The sequence below is a fragment of the Pseudomonas sp. MDV22-iso1 genome, assembly GCF_058145095.1.
The window spans coordinates 200,033-220,310 of record NZ_JBYVMF010000006.1 but is presented as its reverse complement, the minus strand read 5'-3'; the positions used below and the strand labels follow the sequence as shown (position 1 = coordinate 220,310).

Annotated in this window: 15 protein-coding genes; 9 read left to right on the top strand and 6 right to left on the bottom strand. The window is 59.3% G+C overall.

Annotated features, from left to right (window positions below; translation table 11 throughout):
* Positions 1-127 precede the first annotated feature (127 nt).
* The 8 genes from AC3ZVB_RS10290 to cmoB all read left to right on the top strand — a co-directional run bounded on the left by AC3ZVB_RS10290 (position 128) and on the right by cmoB (position 9,615).
* Positions 128-2,539, top strand: coding sequence for a glucose/quinate/shikimate family membrane-bound PQQ-dependent dehydrogenase (locus AC3ZVB_RS10290; protein ID WP_490146435.1), 2,412 nt, complete (start codon positions 128-130; stop codon positions 2,537-2,539).
* A gap of 514 nt (positions 2,540-3,053) precedes the next feature.
* Entirely contained in the window at positions 3,054-3,353 is a 300-nt protein-coding gene (locus AC3ZVB_RS10285; protein WP_490146434.1) for a DUF6124 family protein, read from the top strand.
* Positions 3,354-3,555: 202 nt separating this feature from the next.
* Positions 3,556-5,973: an endopeptidase La gene (lon, locus tag AC3ZVB_RS10280; protein ID WP_194692663.1), complete on the top strand. Its 2,418-nt coding sequence runs from the start codon at positions 3,556-3,558 to the stop codon at positions 5,971-5,973.
* Positions 5,974-6,147: 174 nt separating this feature from the next.
* Positions 6,148-6,600 carry a hypothetical protein gene (locus tag AC3ZVB_RS10275; RefSeq protein ID WP_490146433.1) on the top strand — a complete coding sequence of 151 codons (453 nt, stop codon included), beginning with the start codon at positions 6,148-6,150 and terminating at the stop codon, positions 6,598-6,600.
* 130 nt (positions 6,601-6,730) lie between these two features.
* Positions 6,731-7,123, top strand: a complete 393-nt coding sequence (locus AC3ZVB_RS10270) for a protease inhibitor I42 family protein (RefSeq protein WP_490146432.1) — start codon at positions 6,731-6,733, stop codon at positions 7,121-7,123.
* Between the two features lies 1 nt (position 7,124).
* Entirely contained in the window at positions 7,125-7,760 is a 636-nt protein-coding gene (locus AC3ZVB_RS10265) for a lysoplasmalogenase (RefSeq protein ID WP_490146431.1), read from the top strand.
* A gap of 122 nt (positions 7,761-7,882) precedes the next feature.
* Positions 7,883-8,662, top strand: a complete 780-nt coding sequence (gene cmoA, locus AC3ZVB_RS10260; RefSeq protein ID WP_178114314.1) for a carboxy-S-adenosyl-L-methionine synthase CmoA — start codon at positions 7,883-7,885, stop codon at positions 8,660-8,662.
* Positions 8,659-9,615 carry a tRNA 5-methoxyuridine(34)/uridine 5-oxyacetic acid(34) synthase CmoB gene (gene cmoB / locus AC3ZVB_RS10255; protein ID WP_490146430.1) on the top strand — a complete coding sequence of 319 codons (957 nt, stop codon included), beginning with the start codon at positions 8,659-8,661 and terminating at the stop codon, positions 9,613-9,615. Before cmoA ends, cmoB begins: the two co-directional genes overlap by 4 nt.
* Positions 9,616-9,783: 168 nt before the next feature.
* Here the strand turns inward: cmoB and tadA are convergent, their stop codons facing one another.
* Both tadA and AC3ZVB_RS10245 read right to left on the bottom strand, forming a co-directional pair.
* On the bottom strand, positions 9,784-10,281 hold the full coding sequence (tadA, locus tag AC3ZVB_RS10250; protein WP_194692668.1) for a tRNA adenosine(34) deaminase TadA: 498 nt from the start codon (positions 10,279-10,281) through the stop codon (positions 9,784-9,786).
* Positions 10,281-11,657, bottom strand: coding sequence for a multicopper oxidase family protein (locus AC3ZVB_RS10245; RefSeq protein WP_490146429.1), 1,377 nt, complete (start codon positions 11,655-11,657; stop codon positions 10,281-10,283). Before AC3ZVB_RS10245 ends, tadA begins: the two co-directional genes overlap by 1 nt.
* A gap of 508 nt (positions 11,658-12,165) precedes the next feature.
* Between AC3ZVB_RS10245 and AC3ZVB_RS10240 the strand changes: the two genes are divergently transcribed.
* Positions 12,166-14,238 (top strand): TerD family protein, encoded by a 2,073-nt coding sequence (locus tag AC3ZVB_RS10240; RefSeq protein ID WP_162438732.1) that lies wholly within the window; start codon positions 12,166-12,168, stop codon positions 14,236-14,238.
* 131 nt (positions 14,239-14,369) lie between these two features.
* On the opposite strand, the gene AC3ZVB_RS10235 is transcribed toward AC3ZVB_RS10240, so the two are convergent.
* The 4 genes from AC3ZVB_RS10235 to treC form a co-directional block, all read right to left on the bottom strand.
* A complete protein-coding gene (locus AC3ZVB_RS10235; RefSeq protein ID WP_162438731.1) occupies positions 14,370-14,663 on the bottom strand; it encodes a PTS sugar transporter subunit IIB in 294 nt (97 codons plus the stop codon).
* Between the two features lie 2 nt (positions 14,664-14,665).
* Positions 14,666-17,200 (bottom strand): phosphoenolpyruvate--protein phosphotransferase, encoded by a 2,535-nt coding sequence (ptsP, locus tag AC3ZVB_RS10230; RefSeq protein ID WP_490146428.1) that lies wholly within the window; start codon positions 17,198-17,200, stop codon positions 14,666-14,668.
* 44 nt (positions 17,201-17,244) lie between these two features.
* Positions 17,245-18,468 (bottom strand): maltoporin, encoded by a 1,224-nt coding sequence (locus AC3ZVB_RS10225; RefSeq protein ID WP_490146427.1) that lies wholly within the window; start codon positions 18,466-18,468, stop codon positions 17,245-17,247.
* A gap of 94 nt (positions 18,469-18,562) precedes the next feature.
* Positions 18,563-20,212 carry an alpha,alpha-phosphotrehalase gene (treC, locus tag AC3ZVB_RS10220; protein ID WP_490146426.1) on the bottom strand — a complete coding sequence of 550 codons (1,650 nt, stop codon included), beginning with the start codon at positions 20,210-20,212 and terminating at the stop codon, positions 18,563-18,565.
* Positions 20,213-20,278: the final 66 nt, after the last annotated feature.

Here is a 20,278-nt window from a genome sequence, read left to right as displayed (position 1 = left end):
CGCGAGCAAGCTCGCTCCTACAGGGACCGCATCACCGAACCATTTTCATATGAACCATGCCCGCACAGGATCGTCATCTACAGTGAACTTGCGCGGACTTACTTAAAACGTCACGGAGAACCACACTATGAGCACTGATGGTGCTTTGAGTCGAAGCCGTCTATTGCCGACGCTGCTCGGCATTCTGCTTCTGCTAATGGGCCTGGCCATGCTGGCCGGGGGGATCAAGCTGAGCATGCTGGGCGGCTCGCTGTACTACCTGCTGGCCGGTATCGGCATGGCGCTGACTGGTGCGCTGCTGATTGCTGCCCGCCGCGCGGCACTGGGCCTCTACGCGTTGGTGCTGTTCGCCAGCACTGTATGGGCATTGTGGGAAGTCGGCCTCGACTGGTGGCAACTGGTGCCGCGTCTGGCACTGCTGTTCGCCCTCGGCATCGTCATGTTGCTGCCGTGGTTCCGTCGTCCACTGCTGCTTACCGGCGCCGCCCCCATGGGCACCGGCGCACTGAGCGTGGCTGTTGTGCTGGCGGGCGTTACTGCACTGGCCAGCCAATTCACCAACCCGGGTGAAATCAAGGGCCAACTGGATCGCGACAGCGTTGACGGCATGACCAACACCGCACCGGCCATGGCCGATGGTGACTGGAATTCCTACGGCCGCAGCGCGCATGGCGACCGTTACTCGCCACTGGCGCAGATCACCCCGGAAAATGCTCACAAGCTGGTTCCAGCCTGGACCTACCGCACCGGTGACATTCCTGGCCCTAACGATCCGGGCGAAACCACCGCTGAAAACACCCCGCTGAAAGTCAACGGCATGCTCTACGTGTGCACGCCGCACAGCCAGGTGATCGCGCTGGACCCGGACACCGGCAAGGAAATCTGGCGTTTCGATCCGAAGCTTTCGACGCAAAACGCGGCGAACTTCAAGGGTTGGGCGCACATGACCTGCCGTGGCGTGTCGTATCACGATGACGCCGTTTACGCTTCCGAGCAGAGCCCGACCGGCACCGCCAGCCCTGCCCCGGTCAGCGCTGTTTGCCCGCGTCGCATCTTCCTGCCGACCGCCGATACCCGTCTGATCGCTCTGGATGCCGACACCGGCAAAATGTGCGAAGACTTCGGCGATAAAGGCCAGATCGACCTGAGCGCCAACATCGGCGGCTTCAATGCCGGCGGTTACTACTCCACCTCGCCACCGGCCGTGACCAAAGACCTGGTAGTGATTGGCGGCCACGTGACCGACAACGTTTCTACCGACGAGCCAAGCGGCGTGATCCGCGCGTTCGACGTGCACACCGGCAAACTGGTGTGGAACTGGGACAGCGGCAATCCGGACGACACCACGCCGATTGCCGATGACAAGGTCTACACCCGTAACTCGCCGAACATGTGGTCCATGTTCGCCGTCGATGAAAAACTCGGCATGCTTTACCTGCCAATGGGCAACCAGACCCCGGACCAGTTCGGTGGTGATCGTACCCCTGAGTCGGAACTGCACGCCGCCGGCCTGACCGCGCTGGACATCGCCACTGGCCAGGTACGCTGGCGCATGCAGTTCACCCACCATGACCTGTGGGACATGGACGTCGGTGGCCAGCCAACCCTGATGGACCTGAAAACCGCTGACGGCGTGAAGCCAGCGGTACTCGCGTCGACCAAGCAAGGCAGCATCTACGTGCTGGACCGCAGCAACGGCAAGCCGATTGTGCCAATCAATGAAGTGCCGGTTCCACAAGGCGCCGTCGCAGGTGACCACACGTCGCCGACCCAACCGAAATCCGACCTGAACCTCATGCCGCCACCGTTGCAGGAACGCGACATGTGGGGCGTGACGCCATTCGATCAACTGATCTGCCGGATCGACTTCAAATCCATGCGCTACGACGGCCCGTTCACGCCGCCATCGCTGCAGGGTTCGATCGTTTATCCAGGTAACTTCGGCGTGTTCGACTGGGGCGGTATCTCGGTTGATCCGGTGCGTCAGATCGCGTTCGTGAACCCGAGCTACATGGCGTTCAAATCGAAAATGATCCCCGCTGCCGAAATCGCGGCCCAAGGCCCGCGTAAAAGCGAAACCGAAGGCGTGCAGCCGAACAAAGGCGCGCCGTATGGTGTTGTCCTCGAAGCGCTGCTGTCGCCAATGGGCTTGCCTTGCCAGGCGCCCGCTTGGGGCTACGTGGCGGCAGTCGATCTGACCACTTCCAAAGTCCTGTGGAAGCACAAGAACGGCACCGTGCGCGACAGCTCGCCGGTTCCGATCCCGCTGAGCATGGGCGTTCCAAGCCTGGGCGGGACCTTCGTGACCGCCGGTGGCGTTGGCTTCCTGAGCGGCACCCTCGACCAGTACCTGCGCGCCTATGACGTTAAAAACGGCAAGCAGCTGTGGGAAGGTCGTCTGCCAGCAGGCGCACAAACCACACCGATGACCTACACCGGCAAGGACGGCAAGCAATACGTGCTGGTCGTTGCCGGCGGTCATGGCTCGCTGGGCACCAAGCAAGGTGACTATGTGATCGCGTACAAACTGTCCGAATAAGTTTTAGCGGCAGTTAAAACAAAGGCGACTCCTGCGAGGGGGTCGCCTTTTTTTGTGGGCTTTTGATGCAATCTGCTCTCCGGTAGGAGCTGGTAGGAGCTGTCGAGTGAAACGAGGCTGCGATCTTTTGACTTTGCTTTTAAAGGGCAAAGTCAAAAGATCGCAGCCTCGTTTCACTCGTCAGCTCCTACAAGGGATCGAGGTCGGTCTGAAAAATCTGCGCGAGTCCTACAACCACATCTGATCTGGAGGAGGATTCCGACAAGCTCTATCGGTTGTTGTATCGGAAGCCGGAAAGATAGGCTTTTGGAGTCGCTGCAAATTCAGCGAACGGGTTTGGTCGCCCAGGTTTAGAATGGCGCACTTTTCGTGCTTGCTTCATGGCGAGCTGTGCGTGGGAGGGCTTCGGCCCTGCCGGGTTCCATTCCCTGGTCGACCAACCTGCGTACGGTTCGCCGCCCCACTGCTTGGTCGCAGTCGTGGCGAACTCCGTTTCCTCGAATGGAGCTTCACCATGTTCAAACCAACCCCGAATCCCCCTGAAGTCGACGACCTCCCTCCCCGCCCGTCGATTGCCGACATCAAAGCCTCACCCCGCACGCCCAGTACCCTATTCACAGTGGACCCGCAGGCCACGACCGAGACCCTGGTGGTTTATCTGGTCGAGACGCTGGCTTCGGTCGATGTGATGGTCCATCAATTGGTAGACCACCTCGACGGTGGATCGCGCAATGTTTTGCTGGGTATTTCAAACAGCATCATGCTGGCGGAGATCACGGCGAACCGGGTGCTGGATCAAATCAATCTTCCCTAAAAGACGCAGCCCTCTGTGTCTGTGACCTTTGCTCTGTGGCCTGTGGCGAGGGAGCAAGCTCCCTCGCCACAATCATGTGCTGCGTTATTGCGGAATAATCGAACGCTTGCGCAATACTCGAATACCCTGAATTAACCCCTCCCATTGAAACCACCCCCCGCCTGCCCCATCTAAGACCCATATCCCATTGCGCAGGTGCCCCATGAGCGACCAGCAAGAACTCCCCGAAGACCTGAGCGAATACGCCGATCCGGAGAACGCCGAACACCATTCCACCGGCAAAGGCCTCGCCCTGCCAGGCCAGAACCTGCCGGACAAGGTTTACATCATCCCGATCCACAACCGCCCGTTCTTCCCGGCGCAAGTACTGCCGGTCATCGTCAACGAAGAACCGTGGGCTGAAACACTGGATCTGGTCAGCAAATCCGATCACCACTCCCTGGCCCTGTTCTACATGGACACGCCCCAGGAAGACCCGCGCCACTTCGACACCTCGGCCCTGCCGCTCTACGGCACGCTGGTCAAGGTGCACCATGCCAGCCGCGAAAACGGCAAGCTGCAGTTTGTTGCCCAAGGCCTGACCCGCGTGCGCATCCGCACCTGGCTCAAGCACCATCGCCCGCCGTACCTGGTGGAAGTTGAATACCCGCACCAGCCCACCGAGCCGACCGACGAGGTCAAGGCCTACGGCATGGCGCTGATCAACGCGATCAAGGAGCTGCTGCCGCTCAACCCGCTGTACAGCGAAGAGCTGAAGAACTACCTCAATCGCTTCAGCCCCAACGATCCGTCGCCCCTGACCGACTTTGCCGCCGCCCTCACGTCTGCGACAGGCAATGAGTTGCAGGAAGTGCTCGATTGCGTGCCAATGCTCAAGCGCATGGAAAAAGTCCTGCCGATGCTGCGCAAGGAAGTCGAAGTCGCGCGCCTGCAGAAAGAAATCTCCGCCGAAGTGAACCGCAAGATCGGTGAGCACCAGCGCGAGTTTTTCCTCAAGGAACAGTTGAAGGTCATCCAGCAGGAGCTGGGCCTGACCAAGGACGACCGCAGCGCCGACATCGAACAGTTCGAACAGCGTCTGGAAGGCAAGGTGCTGTCCGCTCAGGCGCAAAAACGTATCGAAGAGGAAATGAACAAGCTGTCGATCCTGGAGACCGGCTCGCCCGAGTACGCGGTGACCCGCAACTATCTGGACTGGGCGACGTCGGTGCCGTGGGGCGTGTATGGCGAGGACAAGCTCGACCTGAAACACGCGCGCAAGGTGCTGGACAAGCACCACGCCGGCCTGGACGACATCAAGGACCGTATCCTCGAGTTCCTCGCCGTGGGTGCCTATAAAGGCGAGATCAGCGGTTCGATCGTGCTGCTGGTCGGCCCGCCAGGTGTGGGTAAAACCAGCGTGGGCAAATCCATCGCCGAATCCCTGGGGCGTCCGTTCTACCGCTTCAGCCTCGGCGGCATGCGCGACGAAGCCGAGATCAAGGGCCACCGCCGCACCTACATCGGCGCACAACCGGGCAAACTCGTGCAGGCGTTGAAAGACGTTGAAGTGATGAATCCGGTGATCATGCTCGACGAGATCGACAAGATGGGTCAGAGCTACCAGGGCGATCCGGCCTCGGCGCTGCTGGAGACCCTCGACCCGGAACAGAACGTCGAATTCCTCGACCACTACCTCGACTTGCGCATGGACCTGTCGAAAGTGCTGTTCATCTGTACCGCCAACACCCTGGATTCGATTCCCGGCCCGTTGCTCGACCGGATGGAAATCATTCGCCTGTCGGGTTACATCACTGAAGAAAAAATCGCCATCGCCAAACGTCACCTGTGGCCCAAGCAGCTTGAGAAAGCCGGCGTGTCCAAAGGCAGCCTGAGCATCAACGACAGCGCGCTGAAGGCGTTGATCGACGGTTACGCTCGCGAAGCCGGGGTGCGCCAGCTGGAGAAACAGCTGGGCAAACTGGTGCGCAAGGCCGTGGTCAAGCTGATCGACGATCCCAAAGCAGTGATCAAGCTCGGGCCGAAAGACCTCGAAGCCTCCCTCGGCCATCCGGTGTTCCGCAACGAACAGGTGCTATCAGGCACCGGCGTCATCACGGGCCTGGCCTGGACCAGCATGGGCGGCGCGACCCTGCCGATCGAAGCGACGCGGATTCACACCTTGAACCGTGGCTTCAAACTCACCGGGCAACTGGGCGACGTGATGAAAGAGTCGGCGGAAATCGCTTACAGCTACGTCAGTTCCAACCTGAAGTCGTTCGGCGGCGATCCGAAATTCTTCGACGAAGCTTTCGTCCACCTGCACGTTCCAGAAGGCGCCACCCCGAAAGACGGCCCGAGCGCCGGCGTGACCATGGCCAGCGCCCTGCTGTCCCTGGCCCGCAACCAACCGCCGAAGAAAGGCGTGGCGATGACCGGCGAGCTGACGTTGACCGGGCATGTTTTGCCGATTGGCGGGGTGCGCGAGAAGGTGATTGCGGCGCGGCGGCAGAAGATTTTCGAATTGATCCTGCCGGAGCCGAATCGTGGCAGTTTCGAGGAGTTGCCGGATTATCTGAAGGAAGGGATAACGGTGCATTTCGCCAAGCGTTTTGCGGATGTGGCGAAGATATTGTTCTAAGCCGACAGAACCGACACCGAAACGGTCAGACTGCAGTCTGGCCGTTTTTTTTCACGTCAAACAGCTCGCTATTAATCGAAATTTCGAATTGAAAACTGACAGTTCTAACAGTATCCCGGGCTTCTCACTGACGATACCTTCAAGGCTTCTACATTCCTTGAAAGAGCAAGACTTATGGACACCCGAAAACCAAATCTCGCAGCCCCTTGCACCGATGACACCATTAAGGTCCGTCGGAGCGACCAACAAAACTACTTGAACGCCACCCTTCAGGATCGCGACGCATTCAACTCTGAAGGGATGAGTTGGGGCTCATCCCCCCAGATTATGTTTGTTTTTTTCTCGGCCGGCGCAGGCACCCCCAAAGCACGTAAATTTGAAATTTATCTACCGAGAAATATAACAACAGGTATCCACCCATTTAAATCAACCGATAAATCGATCGAAATTCTCTTTGTCGAATCGTATCCGGAATCCATTCGCTACCCGGCCGTTGAGGGTGTCATTAACTTGTACGTTGACGCTATAAACGGAAAATACTCCGGCACACTGGATGTAGTATTTAATGACCCACAAAATCGGACATTCACATCCGAAGGCGAGTTTTCATTCACTATGAAACCCTAATCTGTACAGCCAAACCGTTTATGGACCAGGGCCGGCGCGTTAGCATTCTCTTCCACTAGGCTCTGGTCACAATTTGTCTCATCTTCAGTTATGCTCGCCGTTCGTCGTGAACGCCGGAGCCACTGACCTTATGTCCCCCACCCGCTTGTTTGTCCCCCTCGCCCTCTTGCTGCTGGCCGCTTGTGCTACGCAACCCAAACAGAACGTGACCGTGGAAAAACAAAGCCAGTGTCCGGTGAAATTGAACAACGGACAAAACCTGATCCTGACCCTGCCGAGTAACCCGACCACGGGTTATCGCTGGGCAATCCAGGACTCAGCCGGTGGCGTATTGCGGGCGCTCAGCCCTGAGGTGTACAGCAATCCGGAAGACGCCGGGATCGTCGGCAGTGCCGGCCTCTCGACCTGGCGCTTCCAGGCATTCGCCAACGGCAACGGACGTTTGCGCCTGACCTCTCAGCAGCCATGGGCACCGGAAGTGCTGCCGGTGGACACCTTCGACTGCGCGATTTCGGTGAACTGACGTGGGCTGGCTAATCCTCGCGCTGATGGGCGCCGTGACGTTCCTCTATGGCCTGAGCGTGCACGCGACGCTGCTGTGTTTGCTGGTCAAACCGCTGCCCGTGCTGGCCTTGCTCGGCTGGCTGCACGATGCACCGCCCAGCGACTATCGCCGCTGGATCAGCCTTGGATTGATGTTCTCTCTGCTGGGCGATGTGCTGCTGGCATGGCCTGGGGACTTGTTCGTGTTTGGCCTGGGGGCTTTCCTGGTCGCGCATCTGGCCTATCTGAAAGCTTATTTGAGCGACTGCCGGCGCCTGGCGGTAGTGCCGTTGATCCTGGCACTCGGTGTGGGCGCGGTGCTGCTGGGGATTCTGATTTCTCACGGATTGGGTCCGTTGCTGGTGCCAGTGATTGTGTACGGCCTGGCCATCAGCGCCATGCTCTGGCGCGCATTGGCCCGGCTCGGCAGCGATGTGCCCAAGCGCTCGGCGATGCTGGCGGCAGCGGGCGCAGTGGCGTTTGTGTTTTCTGACAGCGTGATCGGGATCAGTCGCTTTGTCATGCCGTTCGAGGCCGCGCCTTATGTGATCATCCTCAGCTATTGGTTGGGGCAATGGGGGATTGCGGCGTCGGCGTTTAGCCAGCGACCGCACTGAACCCTGTGTGATCGTTCCGACGCGGTGCGTGGGAACGATCAACAACAATAAATTCCGTTGCCGCGGTCATTCAACAACACACCGTCAGACAACCCGCGCATCCCCGCCCCAAGTTGGCTAAAATGCCGGCCTTTTCCACCTACACCGCTGGAACCGCCGTGAGCAAAGAACCCGATCGCCTTTTCGCCCAGCCTTTGGCCCAGGTGCCCGACTTCGCCTTCAATGAGGACGTGGTGCGGGTGTTCCCGGACATGATCAAACGCTCGGTGCCGGGTTATCCGACCATCGTTGAAAACCTCGGCGTGCTGGCTGCGCAGTTTGCCCAGCCCAACAGCGTGCTTTACGACCTGGGCTCGTCTCTAGGCGCCGTGACCCAGGCCCTGCGCCGTCACGTGCGCACGGATGGCTGTCGCGTTATCGCTGTGGATAACTCTGCGGCCATGGTCGAGCGTTGCCGTGAATACCTTAATGGTCAGGACTCGATGTTCCAGGAGCTGCTGCCGGTGGAGGTAGTCGAGGGTGACATTCTCGCCCTCGACTTCCAGCCGGCCTCAGTGGTGGCGCTCAACTTCACCCTGCAATTCATTGCCCCGGACCAGCGCACGGCATTGCTCAGCCGTATTCATCAATCGTTGGTACCGGGCGGCGCATTGATTCTGTCGGAAAAGCTGCGCTTCAACGACCTCGAAGAACACGCGCTGCTCACCGACCTGCATGTCGCCTTCAAACGCGCCAACGGCTACAGCGAACTGGAAATCGCCCAGAAGCGCAGCGCCATCGAAAACGTCATGAAGCCCGACAGCCTCGAAGAACACCGCGAGCGCTTGTTGGCGGCCGGATTCTCGAAAGTCGTGCCGTGGTTCCAGTGTCTTAACTTTGCCTCGTTGATTGCCCTGCCATGATTGATCTGTCCCCCCTCGCCCGCCGTCTGGCCGGTACTCCACTGGCCGATTGGGCCAGCACACTGCAAGCCCAGCTCGACAAGAAAATGGAAAAGGGTCATGGCGATCTGGAGCGTTGGCAAAGCGCGCTGGATGCGCTGCCGAAGATCCAGCCCAGTGAAGTCGACTTGCTCAACGGCTTGAAGCTGGACACCGACTGCGACGATGAAACCCGCGTGCAGATGCGCACGGCGTTGATGGGGTTGTCGCCGTGGCGCAAAGGGCCGTTCGACCTGTTTGGCGTGCATGTCGATACCGAATGGCGCTCGGACTGGAAGTGGTCGCGCGTTGCGCCGCATCTGGACCTGAAGGGTAAACGCATTCTCGATGTCGGCTGCGGCAACGGCTATTACATGTGGCGCATGCTCGGTGCCGGTGCCGACAGCGTGATCGGCGTCGACCCGAACTGGCTGTTCTTCTGCCAGTTCCAGGCGGTGCAACGTTACCTGTCCGAACCCAATGCCTGGCACTTGCCGTTCCCGTTTGAAGACCTGCCACCGAACCTTGAAGGTTTCGATACCGTGTTTTCCATGGGCGTTTTCTACCACCGCCGCTCACCGATCGAGCATCTGCTCGCGCTGAAGGACTGCCTGGTCAAGGGTGGGGAACTGGTGCTGGAAACGCTGGTGATCGAGGGCGATCAGCAGCAGGTGCTGGTGCCGGAAGACCGTTATGCACAGATGCGTAATGTGTGGTTCCTGCCCTCGGTGCCCGCGTTGATGCTATGGCTGCGCCGCGCCGGGTTCACGGATGTTCGTTGTGTGGACGTCAGCGTCACCAGCGTCGAAGAACAGCGCGGAACAGAGTGGATGAAGTACCAGTCGTTGAGTGATTTCCTCGATCCGGATGATCACAGCAAGACGATCGAAGGGCTGCCGGCGCCGATGCGTGCGGTGATCGTGGCACGTAAGTAAACAGTAAAATTCCAGCACCGCAGATCCACTGTGGGAGCGAACTGTGGCGAGGGGATTTATCCCCGTTCGGCTGCGAAGCAGACGCCAGGCTTTTGCTTAGGGGACTGCTGCGCAGTCCAACGGGGATAAATCCCCTCGCCACAGTTCACTCCCACATTGGTTTCGTGTTTAGTCTGTTGATTTTGCACGACGCGCCTTGAAGAACTCGCTGAGCACAGCACCGCACTCTTCCGCCAGCACCCCGCCTTCAAACAATACCCGATGGTTCAAAAAGCCTTGGGTAAAAAACTGCCCCTGACTCTGCACAATCCCGGCCTTGGGTTCCAGGGCGCCATACACCACACGCGCAATCCGCGAATGCACGATCAGCCCGGCGCACATGCTGCACGGTTCGAGCGTCACATAAAGCGTGCTGCCCGGCAGGCGATAGTTGCTGGCGGCCAACGCCGCCGCACGGATGGCGACCATCTCGGCGTGGGCACTGGGGTCATGGCCACTGATCGGGCAATTGAAGCCGCGACCGATGATTTCACCATCCTGCACCAGCACCGCCCCCACCGGCACTTCGCCCAGCGCGGCACCCTGTGCGGCCAGGGCCAGGGCTTCGCGCATGAATTCACGGTCACGGCTGCGATCGATGATGGCGGCGGGACGAATCTGACGCATCACGCCACCTCGATGGCGGCCATGAGGCCGGTTTCCATGTGATCGATCACATGGCAATGGAACATCCACACGCCCGGGTTATCCGCCACCAAAGCCACCTGTGCCCGCTCGTTCTTGCCCAGCAGGTAGGTGTCGGTGAAATACGGAATGACCTTGTGCCGGTTCGAGGCGATGACCTTGAAGCTCATGCCGTGCAGGTGTATCGGGTGCTGGTACTGGGTCATGTTTTTCAATTCGAAAATGTAGCTCTTGCCCTTCTCGAGCTTGGCAATCGGGCGATCGGCGCAGGTCTTGTCGGTGATGTCCCAGGCCTTGCCGTTAATCTGCCACAGGCTTGGCGGTTTGCCGTTGTCGACGTTCAACGACACCGAACCCACCCATTCGAAATTGAAGTTGAGTTTTTCGGCATTGGCCAGGTCCGGTTCGGCCACGGGGTTGGCGGGCAACGCGGGCGGCCATTGAGTCGGCGCTTCAGCATTGGCCACCGAACGGAACGTGCCCAGGCGCACCGGGCCGTTGCGCAGGGACAACGCTTCGCCAGCGGGCGGAGCCTTGATCGCCAGGCAGATACGCATGCCGGGGCCGAGCCAGTATTCCTTGCCCATGGGGCGCGGCTCGATGGGGTTACCGTCCAGCGCGTAGATCTGCGCTTCGACACCGGGAATGTTGATGCGATAGGTCAGGGTGTTGTCGAGGTTGAGCAGGCGCACGCGGGTGATCTGTCCGGCTGGCAATTCGACCACCGCCTGCGAGACGCCGTTGATGGTCGACAAACGCCCCGCCGTGCCGCCACGCGCGGCTTCGCGAGGAATGCTGAACGCGACGAACGCGCCTTCCTCATCGACGTGCCAGCTCTTGAGGCTCAAGGTCCGCTCGTACTTGAATCCGGTGGGGTCGCGCTCTTCAACGATCAGTGGGCCGACCAGACCGCGACCCAGTTCTTCGCTGCTGTTCACATGGGGGTGATACCAAAAGCTGCCCGCATCGGGCACGCGGAATTTGTAGTCGAAATACTCGCCTGGCAACACGGGAAGCTGGGAGACGTAAGGTACGCCGTCCATTTCCAGCGGCAGGCGGATGCCGTGCCAGTGAATGGTGGTCGCGACCGGCAGGTGGTTGATGAATCGTACCCGCAGCCATTCGCCCTGGCGCACCCGCAATTCGGTACCCGGTGCCGACGGACCGAACGCCCAGGCCTCGGTTGTGTGGCCCGGTACCAATTCGACATCCAGGGGCGCGGCGATCAACTCATAGTCGTGGCCCGCGTTGGCGTCGGCCATCTTGCCAAGCCAGTACCGCGACGCGCCCCCCGCTCCGACACCAACGACTACAAGACCGGCCAGGCCACCGAGGATTTGGCGACGGGTAAAGGACATGAACTCAACTACCTCACGTATCAGCGACAGGCTTTAGGGCCTGAAAAGGCGAATACGATACACCTGCGGATGAGAAACAGTAAGGAATACTCGATGAATAAGCGTGTGGCGCTTGTCTACTGTATTTTCCAAAAAGAGGGCTGATCGAACATTCGGCGCGCGGCAAAAAAACCAATGCCACCTCTACGATGGACAATATGGGTACTTCACCACCCCGTGAAGGCACTTAGCTAATGACGCCACTGCTCGTCTGGAGGATGGACGAGCGACTTGCCGCTGATCAGCCTCTATTTTTCTGGTGAAGCAGCTTGTTACCCTTGAGACACCACAAACATAAACAACCTTACGTAGAATGCCTCCGTGGCTATGGAACACCTTCCTTCTAAACCTCCTATGACCTAGGGGTTCCGCTCTCCACACCGCGCCTGCTTATTGCAGGCGTTTTTATATCGGCTGTAAACACGATGCTGCAGCTCGTCCGCAACGGCGGCCAAGGAGAAAATCAAGCATGAATCAGGAGCTGTTCCTGCGTCGCCGAACCAAAGTTCACGTACCGATTGGCACTGGCGGTGCCACGCGCGCTCAGGTCGCGTCGGCTGTCCGGGAAGTCGCGGCGTTCCGATGCGTACTATCAGAGCCTCTGATTGAGCAAATCGGCATGTTGTCAGCGACAGAACTAAAGCACTGGCTGCGCGAAATTGTCGGAGTGCTTCGGCGGGAGACTGGCGCTCACGTACACCACCGACCGTTTTATCCTGACTTTCCAGATCAAGTTCTGACGGCCTCAGAGGCAGAGTTGTACTTTAACGCCGTCATTCACTACCTCACGCTTCGACGTTTACCACCGACTGAACACCTGCGGCCTGCGATGCTTGAAGGCAACTTCATATCCCGCGTTATCGAACCGGGAAGCGTCTCTGAGTTCGAGTCACTGCTCGAACCGCTGGTTTCATCGCACACCTCGCTCTCCGACGCGGAAACTGCCGATGTCGTCTGGTTTGTCCGAAATTACAAAAGCGATGTGTTCCGTCTGCTACCTGAGGCCGTCCCGTTCCGGGAGATCCGTGCACAGCTTGGCGGCGCACTTATCCTGCATGTCACCAGCGATGCACGGGTGGATGCATTCCTGGAGCGAAACGTCGAAACGGCGACTGATGTGCTACGACTTGCGGTCGCGCTGAATGGAGGAGACGTGTCGCTGACGACAGCTTCAACACGTTTCACAGCGATGAAGCGCTCGATGCGCCGCCTGCTGTTGCGCCTACTCGACCACATACCCAACGCTGCAGAAGACGTAATGCGACATGCTGAGCGCTGGAAACGCCTGGCTGAAGTACTGCATCCTGGCGACTACGCCGACAAATATCCACGAGCGTTAGCCGCCATCACGGCAGCGCGTCGCAACGAAGCGTCAACTTCATTTGAATCACGTGTCGAAACATTGCTTGCCCAGCGTCACATAGCAACACTTACGCCCATACTACAGAGCCGTCCTGGCGAGTTCGCGCGACGGCTGGACGCGACCCTGCGGCGCGCGACGGAACCAGAGTCGGTTCTCAACGCTTTCGAGGCTGTTGCGACACAAGTGTCCTCACCTGTCCTGCTGCAGTTGCTGGCTCAAGTACGTGCTCCGCGCCCCCTTCCCCTAAGAGCCTTCACACCGAAAGGTTCATTCGCCAAGGTGTATGGCATCAGGGATCGACGCGAACTCCTCACCCCCGACGTGCTGGCTCGTGCAGCTCGGATCTGCGAGGACGCTCTCGTAAAGCGTTTCGTGTCACTGCCGCCGTTAGGCCGCTGTTTCATCGATCCAGCATTACGCGACTTCAGGGTGCCGCTGGCGCAGCGTGCCTCATCAAAGTCGCTACGAACGCTGGTGCGAGGCAGTCGGTTGCCTATGCCTGACACACGTTTCATTCGCCTTTTCTTGTGGTGGAAGAACGGTCGCGGACGCACGGACATCGACTTATCAGCTGCATTTTTCGACGTCAACTTCGTGTTCATAGAAACGGTCGCGTACTACAACCTGAAAGGTTTCGGCGGGTACCACAGCGGAGACATCGTCGACGCGCCCGACGGGGCTTCGGAGTTCATCGATCTCGACCTTGACCTTCTCGTTAAGAAGGGTATCCGCTACGTCGTCACGTCTATTAATTCATTCACCGAGCAGCCGTACTGCGATCTTCCAGAGTGCTTCGCAGGCTGGATGGCCCGCGCTGACACAGCTTCGGGTGAGGTATTCGAGCCTCGATCCGTGTTCGACCGTATCGATATAGCATCCGACACCGTTATCTGTCTGCCATTCGTGATGGACTTGCAGGAACGGCGCATGATTTGGGCCGATCTTGGACTCACTTCATCTACCCGCTGGAATAATGTCGGGAACAACCTCAGTGGGATATCGTTGATGCTGCGGGCGTTGGTACATACACCGCGGCCTGATTTGGAGACGCTGTTCGATTTACATGTTCGAGCACGGGGCGAACGGGTGGCTTCGCCACAACAGGCACAGGCTGTGTTTGCGCCTGATCAAGGAATAACGCCATTCGATACGGATTTGATTCGATCACAGTTTCTCTAATACCTACGCCAGCCGTTGCCGTTCATTGAAAACGGCAGCTTTTGCTTCGGAGCATTCCACCTTCGGCAGCTACTACGGATTACGACATTCAAAATGTAGGAGCTGGCGACGGCTGCGGTCTTTTGAAAACCCTAGGATCCCTGAAGGCCGGTAATCAGATGCACAACTCCGTCATCCAGCATCATGACTGCCGGCACACCAGCACGGGTCAAAGCCTGCCGATCCATCCGCGCCACATCCTGCAATTCCACCCGAACCCGGGTCAGCGCTACGGGTTGTTGCGATTTGAGGTTATCCACCCCACCTAATGCTGCCACGACATCAGGCGCCAGGCCCGAAAGGACCGGTGCCACTGCTTTCGGCTCGTCCACCACCAGATCCGGCGTCAACGCTTTCCAGAACGCCTGCTGCATTTTCTCGAACATGTTCAGTACTCCATAACCCGTGAAGTGTTGACGGTCGCTGCGTGATACAGCCGTAAAGCCTCGCGAACCTGCTCGGCGCTTTCCAGGCCCAGGACTTGCCGGGCGATGGCTTGGCAGTCCTGCAAGTCCACTTCCCGCACCACTGCCTTGATCGTCGGAATCAAGGGCACGCTCACCGACAGCTCATCAACTCCAAGGCCCAACAGCAACGGCACTGCCAACGTTTCGGACGCCATGGCGCCGCACACGCCGACCCATTTGCCGTGCTCGTGGGCCGCCTTCACGGTGCTGGCGATCAGTCGCAGCACCGAGGGGTGGAAACTGTCGGCCTGACTCGCCAGACGCGAGTGATCGCGGTCCATGGCCAAGGTGTATTGCGTCAGGTCGTTGGTGCCGATCGAGAAAAAATCCACTTCGGGCGCAAACAGGTCGGCCATCAAGGCCGCCGCTGGCACTTCGATCATGATCCCCAGTTTCGGCAGCTCGGTCAGGCCCAACGCCAGCGCCTCTTCCTCGAGTATCTGGCGGGCCAGACGCAGCTCCGACAGCTGCGTGATCATTGGCAGCATGATGTGCAGCCGGGTCAACCCGACGCAGCTCAGGATGGCCCTGAACTGGTCGCGCAACAGCTGCGGGCGCTCCAGGCACAAACGAATGCCGCGCATGCCGAGAAACGGATTGGTTTCGCTGTCCATCGGCACGTAGGCCAAGGGTTTGTCACCGCCGACATCCAGTGTGCGCACCACCAGATTGCGCTCAGGTCCCAGTGCGCGGGCGATGGCGCTGTAGGTGGACGTCTGCTCTTCGTGAGTGGGCGCGTGATTGCGATCCAGATACAAGAACTCCGAACGCAACAGACCGACACCCTCCCCGCCGAGGGTCAGCGCTTGCTCCGTGTCACTGAGCGAGGCGACGTTGGCCGTTACCTCGATGTGATGACCATCGCGGGTGCAGGCCGCCAGCGTCGCTTGCGCCAGTTCGTGACGATGTCGATGCTGTTGTTGCTCACGCCGGGCATGCAGCTGTTCGATGGCCGCCAGATCCGGGTCAAGGTGCAGCTCACCCTTGTCGGCGTCGAGCAGTACCTGGGTGCCGTTGGCCAGCGCCAGCACTTGCACCGGCAAGCCGCAAATCGCCGGCAAACCGAACGCCCGGGCGAGAATCGCGACGTGGCTTGTCGCCCCACCGCCAACCGTGGCAAAGCCCAATACCTTGTGCGTGTCGAGCCCAGCGGTCTGGGACGGCGTCAGTTGGTCGGCTATCAGGATCGCCCCGTCGGGCAGTTCAAAGGCTTCATCCGGCACACCCAGAATCAGTTTGAGCACCCGCTGATTAACATCCGTCAGGTCCGCCGCCCGTTCGGCCAGCAACGGACCGCCGAGGCTTTTGAACAGGGTTGCGGTAACTTCGGTAGCCTCACGCCACGCATACGCGGCGCTCTTCCCTTCACTGATCAGCGAATGGGCCCGTTCCAGCAGCGTCGGATCTTCAAGCAGCTCTTGATGAGCCTTGAAGATCTCGGCGCGGGCGTCCCCCGAAGCATTGTCGCGCAGCGTCTGCAAACCGGCGACCGCTTCGGCCAAGGCACGAGCCAATAGCTCACGCTCAACCGGCGGGCTGCTGCCGGGTTCCGTCACGTCCAGCCTCTGCGCAGCAACCTGTACCACCTGTCCAGACGCAGAACCCGCAGATGCACACACCCCGCGCAAGACATTGACGTTCAACGGCGACGCCACAACGGGTTCAACAGCGACCACCCTCACGACCGTCTCGCCGCAGCCATCGATCAGCAATTGAGCGAGCGTCTCGATCGCCTCTTCAGCATCCGGCCCTGCTGCACTGATTTGCACGATGTCACCACAGGCGGTTTGCAGCGCCATGATCGCGACCAGGGACTTGGCATTTGCACGCTCTTGCCGTTTATGCAGGTAAACACTCGCGCAGAACGCTTTCGCAGCCTGAGCGAAAACCGCCGCCGGACGAGCATGCAAGCCATTAGGGTTGGACAGCGTCACTCCCGTTGAAAACAATGCATCGCCCTCGTCCGACGTCGGCACATTCGGGATCTGCGAGACCGGATTCAACCCCAGCAGCGGCTGGCCACTCTCCACCAGGCCCGATTCGGGTGCCAGCCACGTAAAGGGCTCACCACTCACCACCAGCATCAGCGTCAACAGGCTTCGTGCATTCATGGAGAGGTAATCGGCATCGAATTCGATCAGCACCTGACCGGCCTCGACCCGCTGACCTTCTTCGACCCGCCGCGTGAAACCGTTGCCGGCCAGGTTCACGGTGTCGAGCCCGATGTGCATCAACACTTGCACGCCGTTATCGTCGGTGATGCTAACGGCGTGCCCGCTTGCCTGCACATTGCTGATCACGCCCGACAGCGGTGCGCACAAGGATTGCGAAGTCGGGTCGATACACACGCCATCGCCGATCACGCGACTGGAAAACACCGGATCCGGCACTTGATCCAGTGGCATCAACACGCCGGACAAAGGTGCTAGCAGTTGCAGTTGTTGGGGTGTGGCCATGACGTCACCTGCTGTTTTGTTCTTTATAGAAGACATGCGATCTTTTATTTCCACCAATACTCGACCTGCACACCGACATTCGCACCGTGGCGCGCCGTGCCGAAGGCGCCGGTGTCGGACAGCGCCGAACCCTTGGCCAGTTCATTCGCCGCCCGCTTGGCCGCCTCGTTCCAGCTGGCATAGGTGTAATACAGACGCACCTCGGGACGTGCCCAGAACTCAGGGCCTTTGGGTGACCAGGTCGGGGCGATGGTGAACTTGCTCAACTTGCGCGTACCGCCCGCGGCGTCAACCTGATCGTGCCCCAGTTCGGTCACCAGCTTGAACTGCTCGGTGATCGCGTAAGCCGGACGAACGCCCAGGGACATCCAGTTCTGATCGCCACCGTCCGCACGAATATCCTTCTGGTAGACCGCCTCGACCTGCCCGCCAAATCGCGGAGTCACTTGCCAGTCGAAGAACTCCACCACCCGATAGCTTTTGTTGCTGTCGTCCAGTTTCACGTTACCGGTATAGCCCAGCCCGGTGCCGGGACCTTCGCCGTACTGGAACGCCAGTTTGTTCTTTCCGCCCAGAAAACCCTGTTGCACATGCTGGGTGGTTATCGCCCAGCCACGGTGTGCATCGCGGCTGTCGGGCTTGTCGATGTAGCTCAGCCCGACTTCCAGCTGACCGCCGGGGTTGGTGTTGAAACCGGCCACGTTGAAATCATGACGATTGATGTAGTCCTTCTGGTAAAGGTTGTCCTTGCGCGAGAACGCGTAGCTGTATTTCAAGTCGCCGATCAATACGTCCTCGATACCACCTCCGGTGGCGCTCTGGTTCCAGTAGTAGAAATCGGAAATGTGGATATCGTTACGCTTGTAGTAACGCCGACCGGCCCACAACGAGCCACCGTTGAGACTGGGCAGGTTCGACCACTGCGCGTACAGCTGCGGCAGGCGAACCGAACCGTTGTCACCCTTGAACGTCAGGCTGCGATCGTACTGGTTGTACAACGACGCCATGCCATCGACGCTGAGTACCGAACCGTCGTCCAGGGTGTACAGGTCCTGGCGTAATTCCAGTTCCCCATATTGCTCGCATTCATTGCCCAAACGGTATTTGGTCTGCGCGCCCGGCAACTGGAAACACGACTGGGCGCTGCTATTGACGGAAGTGCCGACCCCACTGCGCAAGTAACCGCCGAACTCGAGCGCCTCGGCTGTTAGAGGCAACATCAGACAAGCCCCTGCCACTGAAAGACTGCGATTTATTGTTGTTTTCAAGAGCCACCCCATTATTTTTATTGTGTGCAGCAGCAAAATCGGCGCGCAAAACTCCCCCGCGCAGCGTTCTGCGTGTTTTTTAAAACGCGTGTTTTTAGTGGTTGGTCAGGTGCAGCACGAACGACTCATAAGGCCGCAAACTCACCTGGCGATGTCGCGGCGGACAGTCCGGGTAATTGCTGATCACCCGACGTTGAGCCATCGTCTCGTTGATCACGTCATCCGGCAGTTCGACCTCGCAAGGCGTGCCGTAGAAGTTGTTCAACACCAGCAGGCGTTCGCCGTCGCCTTCGCGCACATACGCCCAGATCTGCGGGTGCTCGGGCAACAGCTGCCGGTACACGCCGTCCGACATCAACGCTTCATGGCGACGCAACGCGATCAGTTGACGGTAGTGATGCAACACTGAATCCGCGTCGTCGAGTTGAGTGGCCACGTTGATCTGCGCAGCGTTGGCCGGCACGTCGATCCACGGCACACCCGCGCTGAAACCGGCGTTCGGCTCGCAGTTCCAGTGCATCGGCGTGCGACCGTTGTCCCGGGATTTCTGCATGATCGCCGCCATGTTATCGGCGTCGTTGACACCGGCATCGCGCTGCAGGCGATGGATGTTCAGGGTTTCGACATCACGGTATTGATCGATGTGATCGAAACCCGGATTGGTCATGCCCAGTTCTTCGCCCTGGTACACAAACGGCGTGCCCTGGAGGAAGTGCAATGCCGTGCCGAGCATCTTCGCCGAGACAGCGCGGTACTCTCCGTCATTGCCAAAACGCGAGACCACCCGCGGCTGGTCGTGGTTACACCAGAACAGCGCGTTCCAGCCACCGCCGGCCTGCATGCCGGTCTGCCAATCGGAAAGGATGCGCTTGAGTTCGAGAAAATCGAAATCGGCGCGAACCCACTTCTGCAAGTTCGGGTAGTCAACCTTCAGGTGGTGGAAATTGAAGGTCATCGACAGTTCTTTCGAGGCCGGCTTCGAGTAACGAATGCAGTGCTCCAGGCTGGTGGATGACATCTCGCCGACGTTGATCAGGTCATGCCCTTCGAACACTTCGCGATGCATTTGCTGAAGGTAGTCGTGGACGTTCGGGCCGTCGGTATAGAAACGTCGGCCGTCGCTGTTGTCCTCGGGGAAATCCGCCGGTTTGGAGATCAGGTTGATCACGTCCAGACGGAATCCACCCACGCCTTTGTCACGCCAGAAACGCATCATCTTGAAGACTTCGGCGCGCACCTTCGGGTTGTCCCAATTCAGGTCGGCCTGTGTGTGATCGAACAGGTGGAGGAAGTATTGCCCGGTCTGGGCTTCGTACTCCCAGGCCGAGCCGCCGAACTTGGATTCCCAATTGTTCGGCTGGTCGCGCCAGATGTAGAAGTCGCGGTACGGGTTGTCTAGGCTGCTGCGGGCCTGCTGGAACCAGCTGTGCTCGATCGAGGTGTGGTTGACCACGATATCGAGCATCAGCTTGATCCCGCGCTTGCCGGCCTCGGCGATCAGCAACTCGCAATCGGCCATGGTCCCGTAGCTCGGGTCGATGGCGTAGTAATCGCTGATGTCGTAACCGTTGTCGCGCTGGGGTGAGCGCAGGAAGGGTGTGATCCACAAGCAATCGACGCCCAGCCAGTGCAGGTAATCGAGCTTGGCCACGACACCGAGCAAATCTCCCGTGGGGTTACCGGCGTGGCTGTGAAAACTCTTTGGGTAGATCTGGTAGATCACGGAGCGTTGCCAGTCTTGCATGGCGGGGTTCCTTCAAATGGTTTTGTGGTGTCCGTTATGGCCTCATCGCGGGCAAGCCTTGCTCCT

Bases quoted from the DNA above. Each gene is read 5' to 3' on its own strand.
- AC3ZVB_RS10290 (WP_490146435.1), top strand. From the start codon at position 128: ATGAGCACTGATGGTGCTTTGAGTCGAAGCCGTCTATTGCCGACGCTG.
- AC3ZVB_RS10285 (WP_490146434.1), top strand. From the start codon at position 3,054: ATGTTCAAACCAACCCCGAATCCCCCTGAAGTCGACGACCTCCCTCCC.
- lon (WP_194692663.1), top strand. From the start codon at position 3,556: ATGAGCGACCAGCAAGAACTCCCCGAAGACCTGAGCGAATACGCCGAT.
- AC3ZVB_RS10275 (WP_490146433.1), top strand. From the start codon at position 6,148: ATGGACACCCGAAAACCAAATCTCGCAGCCCCTTGCACCGATGACACC.
- AC3ZVB_RS10270 (WP_490146432.1), top strand. From the start codon at position 6,731: ATGTCCCCCACCCGCTTGTTTGTCCCCCTCGCCCTCTTGCTGCTGGCC.
- cmoA (WP_178114314.1), top strand. From the start codon at position 7,883: ATGCCGGCCTTTTCCACCTACACCGCTGGAACCGCCGTGAGCAAAGAA.
- cmoB (WP_490146430.1), top strand. From the start codon at position 8,659: ATGATTGATCTGTCCCCCCTCGCCCGCCGTCTGGCCGGTACTCCACTG.
- tadA (WP_194692668.1), bottom strand. From the start codon at position 10,281: ATGCGTCAGATTCGTCCCGCCGCCATCATCGATCGCAGCCGTGACCGT.
- AC3ZVB_RS10245 (WP_490146429.1), bottom strand. From the start codon at position 11,657: ATGTCCTTTACCCGTCGCCAAATCCTCGGTGGCCTGGCCGGTCTTGTA.
- AC3ZVB_RS10240 (WP_162438732.1), top strand. From the start codon at position 12,166: ATGAATCAGGAGCTGTTCCTGCGTCGCCGAACCAAAGTTCACGTACCG.
- AC3ZVB_RS10235 (WP_162438731.1), bottom strand. From the start codon at position 14,663: ATGTTCGAGAAAATGCAGCAGGCGTTCTGGAAAGCGTTGACGCCGGAT.
- ptsP (WP_490146428.1), bottom strand. From the start codon at position 17,200: ATGGCCACACCCCAACAACTGCAACTGCTAGCACCTTTGTCCGGCGTG.
- treC (WP_490146426.1), bottom strand. From the start codon at position 20,212: ATGCAAGACTGGCAACGCTCCGTGATCTACCAGATCTACCCAAAGAGT.